The sequence below is a fragment of the Shinella sp. Sh6 genome, assembly GCF_055392685.1.
In genome coordinates, this window is record NZ_AP044005.1 from 1,773,122 (window position 1) to 1,790,458 (window position 17,337).

General features: G+C 67.9%; 10 protein-coding genes. 4 read left to right on the forward strand and 6 right to left on the reverse strand.

What is annotated here, in order from left to right; translation table 11 throughout:
* Positions 1 to 352: 352 nt before the first annotated feature.
* Entirely contained in the window at positions 353 to 6,037 is a 5,685-nt protein-coding gene (locus ACZ5TO_RS08745; RefSeq protein WP_464800358.1) for an apolipoprotein A-IV repeat region-like domain-containing protein, read from the forward strand.
* Between the two features lie 188 nt (positions 6,038 to 6,225).
* The gene (locus tag ACZ5TO_RS08750; protein ID WP_464800359.1) at positions 6,226 to 7,191 is read left to right on the forward strand and encodes a Tim44 domain-containing protein; all 966 of its coding nucleotides are present in this window, start codon (positions 6,226 to 6,228) and stop codon (positions 7,189 to 7,191) included.
* A gap of 174 nt (positions 7,192 to 7,365) precedes the next feature.
* Here ACZ5TO_RS08750 and ACZ5TO_RS08755 read toward each other — a convergent pair whose 3' ends face one another.
* From ACZ5TO_RS08755 to ACZ5TO_RS08770, 4 genes are all read right to left on the reverse strand, one after another.
* Entirely contained in the window at positions 7,366 to 7,983 is a 618-nt protein-coding gene (locus ACZ5TO_RS08755; protein ID WP_464800228.1) for an ABC-type transport auxiliary lipoprotein family protein, read from the reverse strand.
* 130 nt (positions 7,984 to 8,113) lie between these two features.
* Complete coding sequence (locus ACZ5TO_RS08760) at positions 8,114 to 9,484, reverse strand: MlaD family protein (protein ID WP_464800229.1); 1,371 nt, start codon at positions 9,482 to 9,484, stop codon at positions 8,114 to 8,116.
* A gap of 52 nt (positions 9,485 to 9,536) precedes the next feature.
* A complete protein-coding gene (locus ACZ5TO_RS08765) occupies positions 9,537 to 10,310 on the reverse strand; it encodes an ABC transporter ATP-binding protein (protein ID WP_464800230.1) in 774 nt (257 codons plus the stop codon).
* 20 nt (positions 10,311 to 10,330) lie between these two features.
* Complete coding sequence (locus ACZ5TO_RS08770; protein WP_464800231.1) at positions 10,331 to 11,518, reverse strand: ABC transporter permease; 1,188 nt, start codon at positions 11,516 to 11,518, stop codon at positions 10,331 to 10,333.
* Positions 11,519 to 11,616: 98 nt separating this feature from the next.
* Here ACZ5TO_RS08770 and dgcA point away from each other — a divergent pair, with 98 nt between their 5' ends.
* On the forward strand, positions 11,617 to 12,600 hold the full coding sequence (gene dgcA / locus ACZ5TO_RS08775; protein ID WP_464800232.1) for an N-acetyl-D-Glu racemase DgcA: 984 nt from the start codon (positions 11,617 to 11,619) through the stop codon (positions 12,598 to 12,600).
* On the opposite strand, the gene ACZ5TO_RS08780 is transcribed toward dgcA, so the two are convergent.
* Positions 12,570 to 13,793, reverse strand: coding sequence for an MFS transporter (locus ACZ5TO_RS08780; protein ID WP_184141355.1), 1,224 nt, complete (start codon positions 13,791 to 13,793; stop codon positions 12,570 to 12,572). The two genes, dgcA and ACZ5TO_RS08780, sit on opposite strands and share 31 nt — an antisense overlap.
* Positions 13,794 to 13,881: 88 nt before the next feature.
* Entirely contained in the window at positions 13,882 to 14,712 is an 831-nt protein-coding gene (locus ACZ5TO_RS08785; protein ID WP_464800233.1) for a UDP-2,3-diacylglucosamine diphosphatase, read from the reverse strand.
* 233 nt (positions 14,713 to 14,945) lie between these two features.
* Between ACZ5TO_RS08785 and ACZ5TO_RS08790 the strand changes: the two genes are divergently transcribed.
* A complete protein-coding gene (locus tag ACZ5TO_RS08790; RefSeq protein WP_184141352.1) occupies positions 14,946 to 17,261 on the forward strand; it encodes an NADP-dependent malic enzyme in 2,316 nt (771 codons plus the stop codon).
* The last annotated feature ends 76 nt before the right edge of the window (positions 17,262 to 17,337 follow it).

The following is a 17,337-nucleotide window of genomic DNA, read 5'->3' on the forward strand; positions in this document are numbered from 1 at the left end:
GTTAACGGCTGAAAAATTGCCATTTTCGCAAGCATTCCATCGCGATACGGAATCGCCGGATTTTAACTTCCTGTTAAGTTTCGGGCGAAGGGAGATGGCAATGAATTGTGTGATACAGGCTAATGTGTCACTACGATACGACCGGGTAGTCCCGGTGGATAAACCGTGCGCGGAGATACACCGTTTCACCGTTTCGGTTTATCGAGCGAATTTGGAATGAACGGCGGTCCGGACGCTGCTTGCCATGAGGGTTTGCAGCAAGACCGGCCGCCAACCGGACGGTTCCAATGCGGCTGAGCAGCGGCGGCGCGCAGGAAGACCGTTCCCGGACATGGTAACGAGGCGTATCCGCATGGCGACGAACAAGCCCACCGAGTCGATCGACGACAAGGCCTTCCAGGCCCTTGAAGAAGCATTGAAGATCGATTTCGACGATCTGGCGCCCGACACACCCGTCAAGGACACGCCCGCGAAGAACAGCGCTTCGGAGGCCCGCGTGTCTGAACCTGCAAGCCGTTCCAACAAGACGCAGGAAAAGCCGGCCTCCGGCGAGACCCCGCGCACCCTCGCCCCCGAACCGGCCCCGAAGGCGCCCGCCTTCACGCCGGCCAACGACGGCTCGCGAAAGGCGCCGGCGGCAATCCTCAAGTCGCTCGACATGCGCTCCTCGCGCGGCCCCGTCCGCATGGCGATCCTCGCCTCGGTCCTGTGGATCGTCGGCGGCCTCGGCGTCGCCAACCTGCTCTATGCCCCGCAGATCTGGCAGATCCGCTCGGTCGCCGATCTTCTCGCCCTTCCCGGCGCCATCGGCATGGTCGTCGCCATCGTCATGCCGATCATGCTGTTCTTCGCCTTCGCGATCATGATCGCCCGTGCGCACGAACTGCGCAGCGCCGCCCGCTCCATGGCGGAAGTCGCCCTTCGCCTCTCCGAGCCGGAGACCGTCGCCACCGACCGCATCATGTCCGTCGGCCAGGCCGTGCGCCGCGAAGTTTCCGCCATGAACGAAGGCATCGAGCGCACCATCGCCCGCGCGACGGAGCTCGAAACCCTCGTCCATTCGGAAGTCAACGCGCTCGAGCGCAGCTATTCCGACAATGAAATGCGCGTGCGCACGCTGGTGCAGGAACTGGGCACCGAGCGCGAGGCCATCGTCAGCCATGCCGAGCGCATCCGCTCCTCCATTTCCGGCGCCCACGAGCAGCTCAAGGACGAGCTGGCGAGCGCCGGCGAGAGCATCACGGCGCGCCTTGCGACCTCGGGCGAGGCCTTCGCCTCCATGCTCGACACCCGCGCCGCCATGCTGATGGAAAAGTCCGACAGCGCGACGCAGACCATCGGCGCCATGCTTTCGGCCCGCACCGACAGCCTGCTGTCGACCCTCAGCTCCTCGGGCGTGGCGCTCGCCAACGAGTTCGACACCCGGCTCGAACATCTGACGCAGAGCCTCGATTCGCGCGGCCGCGACCTGCTCCAGCAGTTCGAGACGCGCGCCACCTCGCTCGACATCAACACCGAAAAGCTGAACGCCGCCCTCAACGAGCGCGCAAAGCAGCTCAACGAGACGCTGATCGCCCGTACCCGCGAGATCAGCGAGAGCCTGTCCATCGGCCAGCACGCCGTCACCAGCGGCCTCGACCATGTGCTCCAGTCGATGAACGCCGCCCTCGACGAAAAGGGCGCGCAGTTCCGCCAGAGCCTCAAGAACGCCGCCGACGACACGGTCATGGACCTCGACCTGCGCTCCGGCTTCTTCGACGAACGCCTGCAGACGACCATCGGCCAGATCGCCGGCGCCTTCGACCAGCGCGTCGAGGAATTCGCCAACGCCTTCGACCAGCGCGCCGGCTCGCTCGATTCCAAGCTGATGGAAAGCCTTGCCCGCATCAACGAGACGGTCGCCAGCGGCCGCGAGGCGATCGACGGCATCCTCACCACTAGCATCGACCGCCTCGGCAGCACGCTGACCGACCAGTCCTTCGCGCTGGCGACGACGCTCGCCACCAGCCAGGAAGTGCTGGAAAGCGCGGTATCCGGCCATGCCGACGCCATCACCAACGCCGTCGGCGGCGCGCATGAGCGCATGGGCGCGGTCCTTTCGGAAAAATCCGCCGCCCTGCTCGGGGGCCTTGCCGAGGTGCAGGACCGCATCGAGAACGGCTTCGGCGCCCGCGCGGATGCGCTCGCCGAAAGCATTTCCGGCAGCGAGCGCCGCCTGGTGGATGCGCTCGACAGCCGCGGCACGGCGATCGCCACCGACATCCAGGCCGCCCAGGCCCGCATGGAAGAAGCGCTCGGCGCCCGCGCCGACGAGATCACCTCGACCATCGCCGCCAGCCACAACCGCCTCGACAGCGCGCTCACCGAGCGCACCGCCGCCCTCTCGTCCATGCTGAACGACACCGGCAGCCAGCTCGAACAGTCGGTCGGCTCGGCCGCAAGCCGCGTCGAGACCGCGCTGACGGGCGCCGCCCGCCAGATCGACGAGGTCATCACCGGCCGCACGGCGAACCTTGCCTCCGTGCTCTCCAACAGCGCCGGCGCCATGCAGTCGGCCATCGACACGGCCGCCGACCGCGTGGAAAGCGTGCTCACCGAAGGCAGCCGCGAGCTCGGCGGCGTCCTGCACGGCCAGGCCGCCGAATTCGCCGACGCCTTCTCCGGCCGCGCCGCCGAGATCGCGGAAGCCCTTTCGGGCCGCGCATCCGAGCTTGCCGGCTCGCTCGTCTCGACCCACGAGCAGATCCGCGCCACGCTCGACGACCGCATCAACGCCATCAACGTGGCGATTGCCGAAGGCCGCAGCCAGATCACCGAGACGCTGAACGACCAGGCGACCTCCATCGGCACGTCGATCGCCACCAGCGCCGGCATGCTGGAAATGTCGCTGGAGCAGCACGAGGAGAACCTGCGCCGCACCATCGACGGCAGCGCCGCCCTGCTCGACCAGCGCGTGCGCGAAAGCGCCGGCGCCGTTGCCGAACGCCTCGGCGAGACCTCCACCAAGATCGCCGAGGCCGCCGACGCCTTCAGCGCCCGCATGGAGCAGACGGTCGACAGCGTGGCGAACCGCTTCGACACGACCGGCAGCCGGCTCGAGGAAAACCTCGGCAAGCTGGAAGCCCGCATCGAGCACAGCGTCGAGAATGTCTCCGGCATCGTCGACACCGCCGCCTCGCGCATTTCCGATACGCTCGCCGAGCGTCTCGCCGATCTCGACCGGGTCGGCGGCGACGTGTCGCTGCGCGTCTCCGACGCCCTCTCCCGCCCGATTGCCGAAGTCGACCGCATCGGCGACGAGACGACGGCGCGCATCGCCGCCGCGCTTGCCGGCCGCGTGGGCGACATCGAGCGCGTCAGCACGGATGCCGCAAGCCGCATCGAAGGCGCGCTTTCCGGCCGCCTCGGCGAAATCCAGCGCGTGACGGGGGAAGCCGCGGAACGCATCGAAGGCACGCTCACCGAGCGCGCCGGCGAGATCGAACGCATCGCCGGCGCGGCTGCGGCCCGCATCGACGGCACGCTCGCCAGCCGCGTCGGCGACATCGAGCGCGTCTCCGGCGAAGCCGCCGAGCGCATCGCCGCCACCATCGACGAGAAGACCGGCCGTATCGAGGAACGCCTCGGCACGATGGACAAGGCCCTCACCATCGGCCTCGACAGCGTCAACCGCACCATCGACGGCAAGGCCGCCGGCCTCGCCCTGACCCTGCGCGAAGCCGTTTCGCAGGCCGCGCAGGACATGGATGCCGAAGCGATCCGTTCGGCCCAGTCGCTCGCCAAGACCGGCGAGGAATTCGCCAGCCTCTCCTCCTCGCTGCGTGGCGCGGTCTCGCGCGCGGCGCAGGACATGGGCGTGGAAGCCCAGCGCGTCGCGGAGACCATCGCCAAGACCGGCGAAGAGTTCGCCGAGAACCTTTCGTCCCGCAACGAGGCCTTCACCCGCGCCATCGAGGAAACCACCACCTCCGCCGTCGCCCGCTTTGCGGAAACGGAAGGCCGGCTGGCAAACCACGCCCAGTCGCTGCGCTCCGGCCTCGGCGATGTCGAGAAGGCGCTGGAAACGCGCGGCGCCTCGATCCGCTCGACGCTCGACGAGCGCACGCGCGAGCTCAACTCCATGCTGGCAAGCCGCACGGAAGAACTCTCGCGCCTCATCAACGAGGAAGCCCGCCCGGTCATCGACGACTATGCCGCCGTCGGCCGCGAAGCCGCCGAGCGCATCAGCGGTGTCGCCCGCGAGAGCGCGGACCGGCTGCGAAACGAGAACGCCGCGCTCATCAACGCGATCTCCGCCCGCACGGCCGACACGCTCGCCGCCATCACCAGCCGCACGGAAGAAGCCGCCGGCGCCATGCGCGCCATCGAAAGCGGCCTCCAGGCGAATGTCGAAAGCCTGATCGAGCGCCTTTCGGAAAGCAACGGCGCCATCGCCGGCATCGTCGACGCCGCCAGCCAGACGCTCGGCGCCATCGACGGCCGCCTGACCAACACCGCCGAGCGCTTCACCAACTCGGCCGAGCGCGCCTCCGACATGGTCGCAACCACCTCGCGCCTGCTCGAAGGCAAGGTCGACCGCCTCTCCGACATCTCCGCCGGCACGCTCTCGCAGATCGGCGGCATCGTCGGGCGCTTCGAGGATCACTCGAAGATCCTGTCGCAGGCCTCCGACTTGCTCGCGGCCGCCCAGTCCAACCTCGTCTCGACGCTCGAGGAGCGCCAGGACGCACTGCGCTCGCTCTCCATCGGCCTCGTCCAGCGTTCGGAAGAGATCGAGAAGACGATGCAGTCGCTCGAAGGCATGGTGGAAGGCGCCTTCAGCCGCGCCGAGGAACGCTCGAACCAGATCGCCGGCAACCTGCGCGGCGGCATCCAGAGCTCGTTCGCCGAAGTCGGCCGCATCCTCGGCGAGACCGAGAAGCGCGCCGAGGCCGCCGCCAGCACGCTGCGGGATTCGCTGGTCAAGGCCGGCGAGGAAGCGGGCCAGTCCGTCGAGGGCGCCTTCGTGCGCGCCGAGGAGCGGACGAAGGAAGTGGCGAACCGCCTGCGCGGCAGCGTCGGCGCCTCGCTGTCGGATGTCGACCGCCTGCTCGGCGAATCCGGCAAGAAGGCCGAGACCGCCACGGCCGTCATGCGCGATGCGATGCGCGAGGCCGTGGAAGAAGCCATCGGCAAGTTCTCCGGCGCCACCGAGGAAATCCGCCGCGCGGCGAGCGAGATCCGCAAGGAACTCGACCAGACCCGCGGCGAACTCAAGCGCGGCGCCTTCGACCTGCCGGAGGAAGCCAAGGAGAACGCGGCCCAGATGCGCCGCGCCGTCTCCGAGCAGATCAAGGCCCTGCAGGACCTTTCCGGCATCATCGGCAAGTCGTCCTCGGCGCTGGAAGTCTCGCGGCCGGCCGCTCACGCGGCTGCCGCCGTCCAGCAGCCGGTGCAGCAGCAGCCCCGCGTCGAGCAGCGCCGCGAGGAGCAGCCGGCCCTGCGCGGCAGCCTCGGCATCGAGCGCGCGGCGACGGCCACCGTGCCGCAGCGCGCGCAGCCCCTGCCCGCCGAGGCCGACGCCAAGGCGGCCGGCGAAGGCGGCTGGATGCGCGATCTCCTGCGCGGCGCCGTCTCGCGCGAGGAAGCCCACTTCGGCCAGCCGCGCGGCGAAGCCCAGGCGGCCCGCCAAACGGACGCCCGCAACCCGCGCCATGTCGTCGAATCGCTGAACTCGCTGTCGGTCGACATCGCCCGCGCCATCGACCACGACGCTTCGGTCGACCTGTGGCGCCGCTACCAGCGCGGCGAGCGCGACGTCTTCACGCGCCGCCTCTACACGCTGAAGGGCCAGCAGACCTTCGACGAGATCAAGCGCAAGTACGAGCGCGAGCCGGAGTTCCGCACCGCGGTCGACCGCTACATCTCGGACTTCGAGAAGCTGCTCGCCGACGTCGCCCGCAACGACCGCGACAAGGTGATGACGCAGACCTACCTCACCTCCGACACGGGCAAGGTCTACACCATGCTCGCCCACGCCGCCGGCCGCTTCAACTGAGCAGGCCCGCCCCCGAGGCAAAGACGGCCGCCCCTCGAGGCGGCCGTTCTGTTTTTCGCCCTCTCCGCATCTCTACCACCGCCCTCTCTGCCGTCTTTCGCGTATGCGAAACCTTAAAATTCCCATCCCCGCCCTCTATATGCCTTTCGACACGCCCGCGGGGCGGCAGAGAAAGAGAGACAGGCATGATGGGAAGACATGGTTTCGGGCGCGTGATGGCGGTGCTCGCGATAGCGCTGATGACGGTGGCGACGACGGTGGATGTCGCCGATGCCCGCCGCGCCGGCGGCGGTTTCGGCAGCCGCGGCAGCCGCACCTTCTCCATGCCGTCCACGACGCGCACGGCGCCGACGGAGGCCTTGCCCATCGACCGCACGATGACGCGCCAGCAGTCCGCGCAGCCTTCGGCCGGCCGCAACACGCCCTTCGGCAGCGGGCGGCCGGGCCTTTTCGGCGGCTTCGGCGGCTCGCTCCTCGGCGGGCTGATGTTCGGCGGCCTCTTCGGCATGCTGCTCGGCCATGGCTTCGGCGGCGGCGCCGGCTTCCTCGGGCTCATCCTGCAGGTGGCGATCATCGCCGGCCTCTTCGTCTTCCTGCGCCGTCTCTTCGCCCAGCGGAGCGCGCCGGCCTATGCCCGAAGCAACGCCCGCAGCCCCTACCAGAACGGCAGCTCCGATTTCGAGATCCCGCGCATCGGCGACGGCCAGCGGCAGGCGGCATCGCAGCCGCAGTCGGGCGACGAGATCGGCATCAAGCAGGCCGACCTCGACCGGTTCGAGAGCCTGCTGAAGGAATTGCAGGCAGCCTATGCGGCGGAGGATTTCCGCACGCTGCGCCAGATCACCACGCCGGAGGCGATGTCCTACCTTGCCGAGGAGATCGGCGACAACGCCACCAGGGGCCTGCGCAACGAGGTGCGTGACATCCATCTCGTACAGGGTGACGTCGCGGAAGCCTGGCGGGAGGGCGCGGACGACTACGCCACCGTCGCCATGCGCTACGAGAGCATCGACGTGATGCGCGAGCGTGACAGCGGCCGCGTCGTCTCGGGCGATCCGGACAGGCTCACGGAAGCGGTCGAAATCTGGACCTTCGTGCGCCAGGGCGGCGGCGACTGGAAGGTCTCGGCCATTCAGGGCGTGCGCGGAGAATAGCCCCTCATCCGCCTGCCGGCACCTTCTCCCCGCAAGCGGGGAGAAGGAGGCAAGATGCAAAGCCCTGCTCTAAATCGACATCGATTTTTGGGGAAACCATTACGGCATACTCCCTTCGCCCCGCTTGCGGGGAGAAGGTCGCGGCAGCGGGATGAGGGGCAGTCTTCGAACCCGTCAGATCGACTTCAGCGTCCAACCGACGATATCGGCGGTGACGGTCGCGAAGGCCGCATCCAGCCCCTTCACGAAGGCGACGCTGCCGGTGCCGTGGACCGGCACGGCGGCGCGGAAGACCTTTTGCGCCCGCACGGTGCCGTTGCGGTCGTTGAGCAGCTTGGCGGAAATCTCCACCACGGCCGTGTCGGCGCCCGAGGTCTGCACCTCGAAGGCGCGGATATCCGTCACGATCTGGTAGTCGATCGCCAGTCCCTGGCCCGGCATGCCGACGCCGCCGACGCGGCCGGTATTCTCGAAGGCCTGCACCAGCTTGGCCTGCACCATCTTGGAGAGGCTGTCGCTCCACTGCGACTTGGCGAGATACTGGATTTCCGAGGGCGACGGGCGGATGACGATCTGGTCGCCGTCGAGCGCCTTGAGCGCCGAGGGCTGGGGCACGAGGATCTGCCGGTTCTTCGCCGAAGGTCCCTCGACGGCGGGAACAGCGGAGAGATTGAACGTGTCGTTCTTCGCCGGCGCGCTGCCGCAGGCCGCAAGGGTCGCCGCCAGAACGGCGATGAGGGCGGCACGCGCCGCCGTCCCGTTCCGCAACAACTCCAAACCCGTTACCGTCATGTCATCCCTCGAACCCTGAGGCCACTTGTGTAGCAGCGGCACGCCAGCCTGTCACCGCTCACCGGGCGGACAAATGCGCGTGCGTCGGCGGCCTCTTTCCCGTTGTGGGGATAGCGCCACACTTTGCGGCTCAGCGCCGGGTGCGCCCGTCGTACTGCTTGACCGTCTCGCCGCCGAAGAGCAGGCGCTGCGGGTTGCGCTCGAAGCCGGAAATGGCGCTGTCGAGGTTCTGGATGGTGCGGCGCGTGTCAAGCACCAGCGCCTCGACGTCGCGAAGGCCCGAGCCCGAGAAGCGCTGCAGGCCGTCGGCAATGGGGCCGATCCGCCCGTTCAGCGTGTCGGCCGCCTGCTTGATGGACTGCAGCGTCGCCTTGGCCTCGGCGAAGAGCGTTTCGGAATCGCCCTCGCCCAGGAAGCCGTCGAGCTTGGCGAGCACGCCGTCGACGCGCGAGGAGGCCGCGTTCAGCTTGTTGGCCATCTGCTTGGCGTCGGTGATGATCTGGTCGATATCCTCCCGGCGCTCGCCGATGCTGTTGGCAACGCCCGTGACGGAGGCGATGGCCTTGCGCGCATCGGCGGTGGCGACGGAGATGTTGTCGATGGCGCCGCTGACCTTCTGCTGGTCGACGGCGGCCACGAGGCCGTCCACCTTGTCAAGCGTCGCCGTCGCACGCTCGCCGAAGGCCTTGAAGGTCTCGGCGGTCTTGCGGAAGCCCTCCATGGTGGTCTTCACGTCGCCGGACGCGGCGGCGATGTCCTTGCTGACCTTGTCGACATTGCCGACGAAATCCTCGACCTTCTCCGGATCGACCGCCTTGACGAGCGAATCGACCGAGGCGAGCACCGTGTCGAGCCGGCCGGAAAGGTTCTTGAACGTGTCGGAAAGCCCGCCGACACTCTGCAGGAACTGGTCGATATTCTCGCCGTTGCGGGCGAGCGAGCCGGAGAACTGCTCGGCGTTCCTGATCGTCGTGGTCAGCGGCCCGCGCGCATCGGCGACGAAGCCCTGGATATCGGTGATCGCCGCATCGGCGCGCTTGAGGATCTTGTCGGCGGTGGACAGGATGTTCGTCACGCTCGACTGCTCGGCGTCCAGCACGGCCGCCGTGTCGGTGTCGAAGGCCTGGCGCAGGATGTTCGGATCGTCCGCCTTTCCGCCGGAAAGCTCGACATAGGCCGCGCCCGTGAGCCCCTGCACTTCCAGCACGGCGGAGGTGGATTTCTTGACCGGCGCGCTGGTGGAGACCTCCGTCATGGCGATGGAGAAGCGCGGGTCGTCCTTGTCGATGGCAAGGCTGCGCACGGAGCCGACCGGGATGCCGTTGAAGCGCACCGGCGAGCCGACGGAAAGGCCGTTGGCCGAGCCCGGGATGCGGATGGCGAGCTGCGCCATCTCCCCGCCCCGCCCATACTGCGACATCCAGTAGACGAAGAAGAAGGCGGCCGCGATGACCAGCACGGTGAAGAAGCCGACGAGGGCGTAGTTGGCTTTCGTTTCCATATCGGTACTCGCAGCTCCATTCGCCGGGGCCGAACGGGTCCCGGCTCGTCCTTCACGTCTTTCGCACGATCGATCGCGCGCGCTTGCCCTGGAAATAGGACTGCACCCACGGATCGTCGAAGGCCAGCATGTCCTCGATCGTGCCTTCGACCAGAACCTTCTTCTGCCCGAGCACGGCGATGCGGTCGCACACCGAAAACAGGCTGTCGAGATCGTGAGTCACCATATACACGGTGAGGCCGAGGGTGTCGCGCAGTTTGGCGATCAGCTCGTCGAATTCGGCAGCGCCGATCGGGTCGAGGCCGGAGGTCGGCTCGTCGAGGAAGACCAGCGCCGGGTCGAGCGCCAGCGCCCGGGCAAGCGCCGCGCGCTTGATCATGCCGCCGGAAAGCTCGGAGGGGAACTTGTCCGCGGCCTCCGGCGCAAGGCCCACCAGCTCGATCTTCAGCCGCGCGAGGTCATCCATCATCGCCTGCGGCAGGTCGAGATATTCGCGCATCGGCACCTGGATATTCTCCTTCACCGTCAGCGAGGAGAAGAGCGCGCCCTGCTGGAAGAGGACACCGAGCTTCATGTCCAGCGCCATGCGCTCGGCATCGCTCGCCTTGTCGAAATCCGTGCCGAAGATGCGGATCGTGCCGGAGCGGCGCGGCAGGAGGCGCAGCACCGTGCGCATCAGCACGGACTTGCCCGTGCCCGAGGCGCCGACAAAGCCGAGGATCTCGCCGCGGTAGATGTCGAGGTTGAGCCTGTCGAGGACGATATGGCTGCCGAAGCCCACCGTCAGGTCCTTGACCGACAGCACCACCTCGTCCTGTTTTGCCAAAGCCGGATCCATATGCGTCCCTAGAAATCGATGGCGGCGTAGAACATGGCGAAGAGGCCGTCGACGAGGATGACGACGAAGATCGCCTTCACCACGGCGGCCGTGACGTGGCGGCCGAGCGATTCGGCGCTGCCGCCCACCTTCAGGCCCTCCACGGAGGCGACGATGCCGATGATCAGCGCCATGAAGGGCGCCTTGATCATGCCCGAGACCACGGTCGAAAGGTCGATGGCCTCGCGAAGGCGCGACTGGAACGTGTCGAAGGTGATGCCGGAATAGGACCAGGCGACGAAGGCCGCGCCGCCGAGCGCGGCGAAATTGGCGAGGATCGTCAGGAGCGGCAGGGCCACCGTCAGCGCCACGAGGCGCGGGAAGACGAGGACGCCGATGGGGCTGAGGCCCATCACCTTCAGCGCGTCGATCTCCTCACGCATCTTCATCGAGCCGATCTCGGCGGTGATCGCGCTGCCCGAGCGGCCGGCGATCATGATGGCGGTGAGCAGCACGCCCACCTCGCGAAGCTGGAGGATGCCGACGAGGTCGACGACGAAGACCTCCGCCCCGAAATAGCGGAGCTGGAAGGCGCCCTGCTGGGCGATGATCGCGCCGATGAGGAAGGACATCAGCAGGATGATCGGCACGGCGCGCACGCCCATATGGTCGATCTGGTGCACGATGGCGGCAGGAGAAACGCCGCTCCTGCGGCCGAGCTTCAGCTGCGCCCCGCGCACCGCCGAGCCGAGGATGAACATGGCCGCGACCGCGTCGTTCCACACGTCGACCATGATGCGGCCGACCGGCGTGAAGAGGCGTTCGAAGAGCGTGCCGCGCTTCGCCTTGTCCCTGTTCGGTTCGGCAAGCTCGGCCGGCAGCGCGCCGACGAGGTCGGCATAGCGTGCGCCCTGGCGGTCGGTGACGTTCACCTCGGCCCCGCCGGCCTGCCGCTCGGTGATGGCGCGGCGCAGGAGCCAGGCGCCGGACGTGTCCATCTCGCTGACGCCGGCAAGATCGATCTCGAGCGGGCCCTTGCCCTTGTTGCCCTTCGTCATGTCCGCGAGGCGCTTGGCGGCGGCGACGGCGGTCGTGTTGATCCAGGGGCCGGAGAGACGCCAGATCTCCCCGTCCCTGTCCGGCAGGCTCTCGCTCGTGATCTCGGGTGAGGCGGCGGCGGTCAAGTCTCTTGCATCTTCCCGTGCTTGGGACAACATGCGCCTGTCTTACCGGCTCGCCGGCCGTCTGTCACCGAACGAACCGGCAAAAGCTCCCTTCCCGCCTCGATTTTTTTGAGGTCTGTCAGGATGATCCCATGCGCCGAAGCCTTCTCGCCATCCCGGAAACCTTCCCGATCGCCGGGACCTTCACCATTTCGCGCGGGGCCAAGACGAAGGCCGAGGTGGTGACCTGCACCATCGGCGCCTCCGGCGTCGTCGGCCGCGGCGAATGCGTGCCCTATGCCCGCTACGGCGAATCGGTCGAGGGCGTGCTCGCCTTCATCGAGGCGATGCGCGGCGCGATCGAGGACGGTATCGGCCGGGAGGACCTTCTCGACCTCATGCCGGCGGGCGCCGCACGCAACGCCGTCGATTGCGCGCTCTGGGACCTCGAGGCCAAGCTATCGGGCGTGCCGACATGGCAGGTGCTCGGCTCCGCGGCGCCGCACAAGCTCGTCACCGCCTACACGCTCTCGCTCGGCGAGCCGGAGGCGATGGAGCGGCAGGCCGCCACGGAGGCATGGCGGCCGCTCCTGAAGATCAAGGTCGGCACGCCGGACGATGCTGCGCGCCTCAGGGCCGTGCGCGCCGGGGCGCCGCAAAGCGCGATCATCGTCGATGCCAACGAGGGCTGGCGGCCGGAAAACCTCGCCCATCATTTCGCGCTGTGCGCGGAGACGCGCGTCGCCCTCGTCGAGCAGCCGCTTCCGGCCGGCGACGACGCGGCGCTGCGCGGGCATGCGCGCCCGGTCCCGGTCTGTGCCGACGAGAGCGTGCACCGCACGCAGGACGTGGCGGGCCTTGCCGACCGCTACGACGCGATCAACATCAAGCTCGACAAGGCCGGCGGGCTGACGGAAGCGCTGGCGCTGCGCGCGGCGGCGCGCGCGCACGGCCTCAAGGTGATGGTCGGCTGCATGGTCGGCACCTCGCTCGGCATGGCGCCGGCCGTGCTTTTGGCGCAGGACGCCGATTTCGTCGACCTCGACGGCCCGCTGCTGCTCGCGGAGGACAGGGTGCCGGGCCTCCACTATGACGGCTCCGACGTCTATCCGCCGGAAGCCGCCCTCTGGGGCTGATCGCCGGCCGCAAGCGCGGCAACGCGCCCGGCGACGACGAAGGCGAGCCCCACCGCGGCAATCGCCGACATCAGGTAGAAGCCGTGCACGCCGTACCAGTTGTAGGCATAGCCCGAGACGAAGGTGGCGAGCGCCATGAAGATGCCTGTGTAGAAGAAATAGAGGCCCTGCGCGGCCGCCTCCTGCTCTTCCGCCACCCGCTCCACGAGACGGCTCTGCACGCTCGCATGCAGGATCGCGAAGGTGAAAGCGTGCGCGCATTGCAGCGCGAAATAACCGGCAAAGCCCATGTCGAGCGGGAAGACGAGCCAGCGGCCCACCGCCATCATCGCGCCGAAGATCATCATCGACCACAGGCTGAAACGGCGACGCAGGCGCACCGCGAAGAGGAAGAGGATCACCTCGGCCAGGACCCCGACGCTCCACAGGATGCCGATATCCGTGCCGCTGAAGCCGAGCTTGCGCCAGTAGATCACCGAGAAGGCGTAGAGCATGGCATGGCTGGCATTGACCAGCGAGACGCCGATCAGCATCAGCTGCACGTCGCGCTGGCGGAGCGTGCCGCCCGCCGGCACCGAGGCGATGGCGGCAATCGGCGACGGCCGGCGCGGCTTGCCGATCTTCGGCACGATCAGCGCGCCGAAGACCGTCAGCACGAACGCGGCGGCCATGGCCGGAAGCACCATTCCCCCGCCGTAGAGCCCGGCGAGCCAGCCGCCGGCCATGGTGGCGAAGATGAAGGCGAGCGAGCCCCACAGCCGCATCCGCGCATAGTCGAAATTCCAGCGTCTGACGCCGGAAAGCGCGATGGCGTCGGTGATCGGCACATAGGGCGAATAGACCGCGCCCTGCAGGGTGTAGAGGAGAAGGACCGGCCAGAAGCCGCCCGCCGCAAACAGCGCAAGCGCGGTGGAGAGCGACAGCACGCCCGACCACAACAGCACGATGGAGCGCTCGCCCAGCCGGTCGGCGATGACGCCGGCGACCGGCGCGGTGAAGACACGGATGAAGAGCGGCACCGCCAGCACGATGCCGATCTCGAAATCGTTCATCGAGAGCGTTTCGAGCCAGACCGGAAAATACGGCAGCGCGATGCCGTTGACCATCATCGGCGCGCAGAAGACGAGCGCGATGCGCACGGCGAAGAACGGCGGCGCGCCGGCGGTCGGGGAAAACCCGGAAGGGGACGTCATTGGCGGGGAACCTGCGTTGGAACGCTGCCGGCTCTAGCACGCCGGCCCATGCCCGCCAATCCGCTATTTCTACCAAGCCCGCCCGGCGCTAGGCGGCCTCGGGCGCGGCCAGCGCCGGCATGTCGCGCGAGACCGGCACCACCTCGGCGGGACGGCTTGCCACCTTCTGCCAGGTGATCAGCTCCATCCCGCCGTCATGGTGCTCGGCGATGGCCGTGCAGCTTTCCACCCAGTCGCCGCTGTTGATGTAGCGGATGCCGTCGATCTCGGTGATGACGGCATGGTGGATATGGCCGCAGATGACGCCGTCGGCATCGGCGCGCCGCGCCTCCTCGACCACCACCTTCTGGAACTCGCCGATGAAGTTCACCGCCGTCTTCACCTGCTGCTTGGCCCAGGAGGAGAAGGACCAGTACGGCAGGCCGAGCCGGCGGCGGACGGCGGCGAAGACGACGTTGATCGCGATCGCCGCGTCATAGGCCCAGTCGCCGAGATAGGCGACGACGCGGGCATGGCGCACCACCACGTCGAACTCGTCGCCGTGCAGCACGAGATAGCGCCGCCCGTCGGCCGCCTCGTGGATGATGCGGTCGGCAACCTCCACCCCGCCGAAATGCGTGCCGGGGAATTCGCGCAGGAACTCGTCGTGGTTGCCGGGAATGTAGATGATGCGGGTGCCCTTGCGGGCCTTGCGCAGGAACTTCTGCGTCACGTCGTTGAAGGCCTGCGGCCAGTACCAGTTGCGCTTCAGCCGCCAGCCGTCGACGATATCGCCGACGAGCACGATGGTCTCGGCCTCGTGGTGGCGCAGGAAATCGATCAGGAAATCCGCCTTGGCCGCTTTTGAGCCGAGATGCACGTCCGAGATGAAGAGCGTGCGGAAGTGGCGGACGTCGGGATTGGCGGGGGTCACGGTCATGCTTGTGTCTCCGGGTGGCCGGCCGCCGCGATCGTCGTCCGAGGGGGCGGCTTTCATCCCGTTGAAAACCAGACTCCTGTTTCAGATTGATGACACACCTATGCAATTTCGATCGACAAATAGCCATTGCACGGGGCGCCGATTGCGGCTTTATGGAAGACTCGTAAAACTTCACGTCGCGGCGTTTCCATGTCCGGAAAGGTCGCAGGAAAAACGATACAGGGCAGGACGACATGAGCACGGGTGACAAATCGAGGACGCAGAACGGCCCAGCGAGCGGCGACATCGACCAGCAGGCCCTCTTCTTCCACCGTCACCCCCGCCCGGGCAAGCTGGAGATCACGCCCACCAAGCCGCTCGGCAACCAGCGGGACCTGGCGCTCGCCTATTCGCCGGGCGTCGCTGCGCCCTGCCTTGCCATCCGCGACGATCCGGATACCGCCGCCGACTACACGGCCCGCTCCAACCTCGTCGCCGTCGTCTCCAACGGCACGGCCGTGCTCGGCCTCGGCAATATCGGCCCGCTCGCCTCCAAGCCCGTGATGGAGGGCAAGGCCGTCCTCTTCAAGAAATTCGCCGGCGTCGACGTCTTCGACATCGAGATCGACGCGCCGACCGTCGACAAGATGGTCGAGGTCATCTCCGCGCTGGAGCCGACCTTCGGCGGTATCAACCTCGAGGATATCAAGGCGCCGGAATGCTTCGAGGTGGAGCGCCAGCTTCGCGAGAAGATGGACATTCCCGTCTTCCACGACGACCAGCACGGCACCGCCATCATCGTCGCCGCCGCGGTGCTGAACGGGCTGGAGCTCGCCGGAAAGTCGCTGCACGAGGCCAAGATCGTCGCCTCCGGCGCCGGCGCGGCGGCGCTCGCCTGCCTCAACCAGCTCGTCGCCCTCGGCGCGAAGGTGGAGAACATCTGGGTCCACGACATCGAGGGCCTCGTCTACAAGGGCCGCGAGGCGCTGATGGACCAGTGGAAGGCCGTCTACGCGCAGGAGACCGACAAGCGCGCCCTTTCCGAGAGCATCGACGGGGCGGACGTCTTCCTCGGCCTTTCGGCCGCCGGCGTGCTGAAGCAGGAACTCCTCCAGCGCATGGCCGAAAAGCCGCTCATCATGGCGCTCGCCAATCCAACGCCGGAAATCATGCCGGAAGAGGCGCGCGCCGCCCGCCCCGACGCGATGATCTGCACCGGCCGCTCGGACTTCCCCAACCAGGTCAACAACGTCATCTGCTTCCCCTACATCTTCCGCGGCGCGCTCGATTGCGGCGCGCGCACGATCAACGAGGAGATGAAGATGGCGGCGGTGCGCGCCATCGCCGCGCTCGCCCGCGAGGAAGTGTCGGACGTCGCCGCCCGCGCCTATTCCGGCGATACGCCGAGCTTCGGCCCGAACTACCTCATCCCCTCGCCCTTCGACCCGCGGCTCATCCTGCGCATCGCGCCGGCCGTGGCGCGCGCGGCCGCCGAGACCGGCGTCGCCTCCCGCCCGATCAGCGATTTCGACGCCTATCTCGACCAGCTCAACCGCTTCGTCTGGCGCTCCGGCTTCATCATGAAACCGATCTTCGCCGCGGCGAAGAAGGCCGAGAAGAAGCGCGTGATCTTCGCCGAGGGCGAGGACGAGCGCGTGCTGCGCGCCGCCCAGGTGCTGCTGGAGGAGGAGATCGCCCGGCCCATCCTCATCGGCCGCCCGCATATCATCGAGACGCGCCTCAAGCGCTACGGCCTGCGCATCCGCCCGCACACCGACTTCGAGGTGGTGAACCCCGAGGACGATCCGCGCTACCGCGATTATGTCGACGACTATTTCCGCATCGTCGGCCGCAAGGGCATCACCCCGGAAGCCGCGCGCACCATCGTGCGCACGAACCAGACGGTCATCGGCGCGCTCGCCGTCAAGCGCGGCGAGGCCGATGCGCTGATCTGCGGCGTCGAGGGCCGCTATGCCCGGCACCTGCGCGACGTCAGCCAGATCATCGGCAAGAAGGACGGCGCGCTCGATTTCTCGGCGCTCAGCCTGCTGATCTCCCAGCGCGGCGCCATGTTCCTCACCGACACCTACGTGACCTGCGAGCCGACGGCCGAGGCCGTCGCGCAGATGACGGTGATGGCCGCGCACGAAATCCGCCGCTTCGGCATCACGCCGCGCGCCGCCCTCGTCTCGCACTCCAACTTCGGCTCGCGCGATTCGGAGAGCGCCTTCAAGATGCGCCGGGCCATGGAGCTCGTGCGCAAGATGGACCCGACGCTGGAGGCGGACGGCGAAATGCATGGCGATGCCGCCATCTCCGAGGCGCTGCGCCAGCGCGTCATGCCGGATTCGGCGCTGACGGGCGAAGCCAACCTCCTCGTCTTCCCGAACCTCGACGCCGCCCACATCACGCTCGGCGTGGTGAAGATGACGACGGACAGCCTGCATGTCGGCCCCATCCTCCTCGGCGCCGCCATGCCCGCCCACATCCTCTCGCCGTCGGTCACCTCCCGCGGCGTCGTCAACATGGCCGCCCTTGCCGTGGTGGAAGCCTCCAACCCGTCGTCGTGACGAGCGGGGGAATCACCGCCCGGTAGCCCGACGGCCGCCGAGCAACTTGTGGGTCTTCTCCTCCCCTCCGTCATCC